The organism is Sedimentibacter sp. B4 (assembly GCF_000309315.1).
GTDB lineage: Bacteria > Bacillota > Clostridia > Tissierellales > Sedimentibacteraceae > Sedimentibacter > Sedimentibacter saalensis.
In genome coordinates this window covers 1-242 of the sequence record NZ_CANG01000709.1, presented here as the reverse complement: position 1 = coordinate 242, position 242 = coordinate 1, and the positions used below count along the sequence as shown (strand labels likewise).

The 242-nt window shown below is 69.0% G+C and carries 1 protein-coding gene; it reads left to right on the top strand.

The window, feature by feature from the left end:
• On the top strand, positions 1 to 230 hold a 230-nt coding region (locus BN358_RS26855; protein WP_232233241.1), incomplete at its 5' end, for a DUF6421 family protein.
• Positions 231 to 242: the final 12 nt, after the last annotated feature.

Genomic DNA, 242 nt, shown 5'->3' with positions numbered 1-242 from the left:
CGAAGGTCGCCCACTGGCTGGCCGCGTACGCCCTGGTCAGCGGCGTGGTCGAGCCGCACCCCGCCTCGGTCTGGAAGCGCGGCGAGCTGCCGCTGAAGGGCACGCCGAAGGAACTCACGGACCTGGTGATGGACGACGAGTTCCCGTTGTCGATGTTCTATGAGGCGTTCGAGAAGAAGCTGCGGGACGTGGTCGCGTCCACCTCGGGGATCACCGGCGCCGACGCGTAAGCCCCGCCTCCG